The 5,700-nt window shown below is 56.6% G+C and carries 4 protein-coding genes; all 4 read right to left on the reverse strand.

Translation table 11 applies throughout. The features are described 5' to 3' along the window. Window positions 1-1,282 precede the first annotated feature (1,282 nt). Complete coding sequence (locus P8X75_14245) at window positions 1,283-3,160, reverse strand: tetratricopeptide repeat protein (GenBank protein ID MEJ1996345.1); 1,878 nt, start codon at window positions 3,158-3,160, stop codon at window positions 1,283-1,285. Between the two features lie 149 nt (window positions 3,161-3,309). Continuing rightward, on the reverse strand, window positions 3,310-4,596 hold the full coding sequence (locus P8X75_14250; GenBank protein MEJ1996346.1) for an adenylate/guanylate cyclase domain-containing protein: 1,287 nt from the start codon (window positions 4,594-4,596) through the stop codon (window positions 3,310-3,312). A gap of 18 nt (window positions 4,597-4,614) precedes the next feature. Further along, window positions 4,615-4,860 (reverse strand): nitrate/nitrite transporter NrtS, encoded by a 246-nt coding sequence (gene nrtS / locus P8X75_14255; protein ID MEJ1996347.1) that lies wholly within the window; start codon window positions 4,858-4,860, stop codon window positions 4,615-4,617. Between the two features lie 357 nt (window positions 4,861-5,217). Then, on the reverse strand, window positions 5,218-5,700 hold a 483-nt coding region (locus tag P8X75_14260; GenBank protein MEJ1996348.1), incomplete at its 5' end, for a hypothetical protein.

Consider the following 5,700-nt stretch of genomic DNA (forward strand, 5'->3'; position numbering starts at 1 on the left):
GCGGCTAGTCCCGCCAGCAGCGACAAAATCGCAAGAACTTTAAACCAGGCCTGCGTCACTTCCATGTAAACTCCTATCCATCAGGGGACCTAAGAAGCCCATGACTATACAGTTTTCGGCAAACTCTATGCGGCGTTCCGTTAGTCCCACCAAAGGCCCTTTCATAAAGGGCAATTTCCGATTGTTCAATTTCTACAACGGAATTTTCCGGGGCGCGTCGAGAGGATCTTGTCCGCTTTTAGCCAATAGCGGACGCTCCTACTTTTCTGCAACCAGCCCCTTTCCGCTTCACGGAATTGCTTGAAGGCAAAGTAGGTCGGGAGGACAATGCCCCTGAGATCCGGAAGCATTTTCAATCTAGTTAGCCTGGCCGGAGTCCGAAACGATGCCAATGAAATCAAGGTTCGCCACGATATTTTTCGCGACCGTAATGGGCCTACTTTTCGTTGTTGAGGCTGAAGCGGGAGATCTGATTGCTCAGTCAGACTCAGGCGCTTCTAACCACGGGAGTCACAGTCACGCGTCCCACTCTCATGGAGACATGGTCAACTTACCGAAGGGGGAGAACGCGCCCTCGCTGGACTTTACGATCACTGAGGACAGTGTCGGCGGATACAACGTTCACATCCTGGTTGAGAACTTCAGATTCGCTCCCGAACACGTAAACGCTTCACACCGCGACGGAGAGGGGCACGCGCATATCTATGTGAATGGTGAGAAGATCGCGCGGGTTTATGGGGAATGGTTTCACCTATCTAGCCTTCCCCCGGGAGACACCGAAGTGATGGTTACGCTGAATGCGAACGATCACGGTCATTTGGCGGTCGAAGGTGAACCCCTTTCAACCGTCAAGGTCGTAAGTGTCCCCAATTAGCCAGAAGCGGGCGCGATAATTGGCGCCCAGAACCAATGGGAAAATTAAGGGGTGCTCCCAATTGGGCCACCCCTTTTTGAGTTCTTGTTTTGAAGTGTAGAGGAACGTCAGTTAAGCCCAGTCGCCGCCATGATCGCACTGCCGAAAAAATATGCGACACCACCCGCAACTGAAGACGCCACGAGGAACCCCTCAAGGAATACGTTACCAAACACTGCTCTCATCCCACTTAAATTTGATCGGCTTTTCACCGTTGTTCTTAAGGATAAGCTCTCATTGCCTAAAAAAGTCTTAAGGCGTCGCTTTGAAATGGCACTAGTCCGTCAATGCCCGCTATTAGCCAATAGCGGACATAGACAAAAAACTCTCTGGCGTTTCGATTCTTGAGCCGTGGGAAGGCCTTTACAGCTATTCGGGGATGCCTGCCTTTAAGAGACCTTCCCTCTCCAGGGCCAGATACTTCGGATCGATGATGTGCCCGGTCTCAACGATCGTGTCGACTGTTCCGTCAAACCCCATGATCATCAGTTCGTCCACCTGCCATTCGGCGTCGTCGGGCCGCCCGGCCTGAGCATAGGCTGCGGCCAGCCAAAAGCGGACGAACTGTGCTGTCGGATTCAACTCCGCGGCGGTTTCAAAATCGGTGATGGCGGTATCGTACTGCTCCAAGGCGTAGTATGCCGTCCCGCGCATGAAGAGGTACCAGAAGGGATAGGTAGGGTTGAGGCGCATTGCCGTGTCCACGGACCGCAATGCATCCTCCGCTTTCCCGGCCCCCACATAAAGGACCGCCAGGAACGCATAGGCATCCGCGTAATCGCTGTCCAACTCGATGGCCCGTTTGACGGACTCAATCCCTTCGGCCAGCGCCTCGGGTGTCCGAAGGCGGGCCTTACTGCGCCCCAAGCTCCAATGGAGCGTCGGGTTATTGGGATCGAGATCGACAGCCGTCTGAGCCAGGTCCACAGCGGTTCTCAGATCGCCCTGGACATCATCGGACCAGCCGTTCCTCGCGTTCAGCTGAAGCACGTTGCTGATCCCTGCGTAGGGCAGCGGATAGTTCGGGTCGATCGATAGGGCCTGCTTATAGAGCCCGATCGCCTGTCGGTTGCCTTCTTCCGAGAAGACCGATGCAGCGTGGAGCCCCTTCAGATACAGATCGTGCGCAGCGATGCTTTTCGTGCCCCGCTTGGTCAGGCGCTGGCGCTCTTCCTCGGACAGCTTGAGGGCCAGTGTATCAATCACTTTCTCCAGGACCTGGTCCTGGAGGCCGAAAACATCGATCTCTTCGCCGTCGTAGCGTTCCGCCCAGATTTGGTTTCCCGATTGCGCGTCGATCAACTGCGCATTGATCCTGACCTTATTTCCCGACTTGCGAACACTGCCGCCGATGAAGTAGCGCACCCTGAGTTCATCGCCGACAGAAGGGAAATCGATCTCCCTGCCCTTCAGTCCTGCGGTGCTGGCGCGCGCCAGGACGCTTATCGACGAGATCTTCGCGAGGTCCGTGACCAGATCTTCCGTCATGCCGTCGGCGAAATACTCCTGCTCTGCATCGCCGCTGATGTTCTCGAAGGGCAGCACCGCCAGCCTCGGGTGTTCCGAGACCGCTGGCGGCGGACGGATCATGCTGTCCTTCGGTTGCTCCCGGTGCGCTTGTTGCCACCAGTAGAGCGATGTCGGCACGGCGAGGACAGCGATGACCAACGCTGCGAAGAGCGGGGCTCGGCGGCCTTTAGTTCCTCGCTGGAAGGGTTCAGGGGGTGCTTGCCCCTCTTGGGTCAACCTGAACACCTGAACGGGACGGGATATGTTCTTCAATTGCTGATCACCCAGATCTTCGAAGCGCGATCGAAGCTTGCCACCGATCTGGTCGTAGGCCTGGCGTGAAATGCAGAGACCGTCGGGCGCCGCCATGGCTTCCAGCCGGGCCGCTACATTGACGCCGTCTCCATAGAGGTCGTCCGATTCGACAATGACGTCGCCCAAGTGGATGCCGATCCTGAACCGCACGCGCTCCGCTTCCGGAATCCGGGCGTTCCTTTCCACCATCCCTTCTTGGATGGAGATCGCGCAGGTTACGGCATCTACAACGCTCGCGAACTCGGCCAGCGAGCCGTCGCCCATGAGTTTGAAGATGCGTCCGTGGTGCGCCTTCACCAGGTTGTCGAACAGTTCTTCCCGGTGCGCCTTAAGCGCGGCGAGGGTTTCCGCCTCGGCGCTTTCCATGAGATGGCTATAGCCGACAACGTCCGCCGCGAGGATACAGGTAAGTCTGCGTTCCATGCCGCGATCCCTCACCTTTGCGAGAAGAATAGCTGTGCGCTAATAGGAAATCCACGCTGCGGGTCAGATATCCGCTTGTAGCCAGAAGCGGATTTCGTAGCTAGTCAAAATGGCTGGCCACAGAATCCAAGACCAGCTAAGCAATCTCTTTATCGATCCCGCTGTTTTTCCAGTAACTCCTCGAACTCTTGCTCGATTTCCTTCAACTCAAGGATCGCTTTTGCGATATCAGAGCTATCGGTAACCGTCACCTCAACATGGTCGCCGGTTCGGCTCCAAAGCTGGTAGGCCTCCCGCTCGCTGGTCGAGGTGAAGCCCTTGACAGTGAACACCTGGCGCGGTCGCGAAAAACCCTTCGGCTGCAGCTCTCCAAACGCCTCGCTCTCTATCGAGCCCTCAACGAGGTCCTTAGTGCTCTGGTCCATGAGGATGGTGCCTGGCGGCGCCTTTGTCTGGAGGCGAGAGGCCATGTTCACCGGGCGTCCAAAAACGGTGTAGTCCAACCGCTGCTTGGACCCGAAATTCCCGACCGTGCAGTATCCTGTGGAGATGCCCATTCTCACCTTGAGCCCGCTTGAGACGCCCAGCTTCTTCCAGTGCCTCTGAAGTTCAGCGATGCGCTCTTGCATGCGTAGCGCCATGCCAACGGCGTGTAACGCATCTTCCCTGTCACCCGCGGAATCCGGGTCGCCGAAGAAGACGAGCACAGCATCGCCAATGAATTTGTCGATGGTGCCGCCAGCCTCGATCGCGATCGAGGCCATCTCCGAGAGGTATGAATTGATGACTGCCGCAAAGCGCTCCGGCTCCAGGCTGTCGCTGAGGTCGGTGAACTGCACCACGTCGGAGAAGAAGATCGTCAGATTCTTGCGCTTGTGCACCAGTTCAACGTCAGCCGGTTCGTCGAACAAAGAGCGGTAAATTTGCGGCGAGAGATAGCGCGCCAGCCGGTTAGCAAGCGCCTCCAGTTTCTGGCTTTTCTGTTCGATGATCTCCTGGTCGCGCATGCGCTGATCAACCAGTTCCTCACGTTCGCGCCGCAAGTTGTGCTCCTCGGTGCGATCCACGAACTGGCCCTGGACGCCGTTAAGGTAGGAAAAACTATCGTCACGGGTGCGGGTGGAAAGAAGCGAGTAGACCCGCTCCTCGCCGCCGTGACGCACATGAACCTCCGGCAATAACACCGAGCCCTCTTCGTTTATCTCCCGCACGAAGCGCTCGATTTGCGCGCCCTCGATTCCCATCTGCTCGAGCACGTCGGGGAAGTAGACGCTGGAGACATTCCCTAGGATGGGAAAGAAGCGCTTGAAGTTATCGTTCACCTTCACAACCCGCAGCTCGCTGTCGGCGAAGTAGGCGGCCGTGATCGCGTTCCGGAAATTGAAGAAGCTGAGGTCAACGATGTTCGTCTGGTTGAAGAAGTCTTCTATCTTCATGCCCGGCCTCCCTCGCGATCACTCCTGAAGGGCGTTGTCCCGCCTCCATTGCGATATCTTACCAGTTGCAGCCCCCCAGGTCGTAACGCAGTAGGGAACGCAGTAAGTGAGGATGACCTTAATGGCGGGTGGCGCCATCCCGTTCAGCATCAGATCACCGTGATTAATGGCGATGAGGATGGTTCCCACTACCAAGGCTGTCAGAACTGCTTTTCTGGGCGTCCCGTCACCGAACAGCAGATCAAAGATACTGGGGCGTTTCATGGGCTTTGAGCCTCCAGGGCTTCGCGCTTGAGAGGGTCAATATGCCTTCGGAATCGTAGAAATGACTAGTCCATGGCGCTTAATCTCTAACTGAACCAAAGAAGCCTTCGCAAAAAGGCAGCAGTTGATGTCTGCTTCTAGCCAAAAGTAGGCATTAACGAGATCTAAACGCGGCGACCGCCCCCCGTCTAAAAGGCGGACACTGTCGCCGAATTAGAGGCCACATAAGCCTGCAGGCAGGCGTGGCATTGTTGGGAGGTTTGAGTGCACCTCCTCCATATCTCCGCTCGCTGTGTGATGTGGTCAACTTGCTGGGGCAGAAAGAGGCCTTGGTCGAACCACCTCTTTGCGCCTATCTCAATCGAGAGGGACTGGATCGTCGCTGAGCGTTCTGAGGTAGGCGATCACAGAAATTCGTTTGCTGCGATCTGGTTCAAAGCCGCGCTGCATATTCGTTCCCGGCACGACACCTGGCGCATCGGCGAGGAAGCGGTTGAGCTCGTCGAATGTCCACGTCCCTGTTTGAGCAGCCATCGAATCTGAGTAGGGATAGTCTGTCATCGTGGCCTTCGCCCGACCTACAACGTTCCAGAGTAGCGGGCCTAGCGGGCCTGGACCGCTGATTGTTTTTGTACTCAGTTCAAGGGGGTGGCATTGAGCGCACTCAATTGCTCGGATCCTGCCAGCTTCCAGATCGGCAGCCGCAAGTTCCTCTGGCGCGAGTGACTCCACCGGCATGGGAGAGGCTCCCTGTTCACGAAGCCAATCGGCCATTTCGTACCTTTCTTCGCGCATAGCGAGATGGATCGCTGGCAACTGCTCCTTACTGCGCTGATTTAT

The sequence above is a fragment of the Limibacillus sp. genome (assembly GCA_037379885.1).
Classification (GTDB): domain Bacteria; phylum Pseudomonadota; class Alphaproteobacteria; order Kiloniellales; family CECT-8803; genus JARRJC01.

Excerpts from the sequence above, each read along its gene's own strand:
- P8X75_14250 (MEJ1996346.1), bottom strand. The coding sequence starts at position 4,596 with ATGAAGATAGAAGACTTCTTCAACCAGACGAACATCGTTGACCTCAGC.
- P8X75_14245 (MEJ1996345.1), bottom strand. The coding sequence starts at position 3,160 with ATGGAACGCAGACTTACCTGTATCCTCGCGGCGGACGTTGTCGGCTAT.
- nrtS (MEJ1996347.1), bottom strand. The coding sequence starts at position 4,860 with ATGAAACGCCCCAGTATCTTTGATCTGCTGTTCGGTGACGGGACGCCC.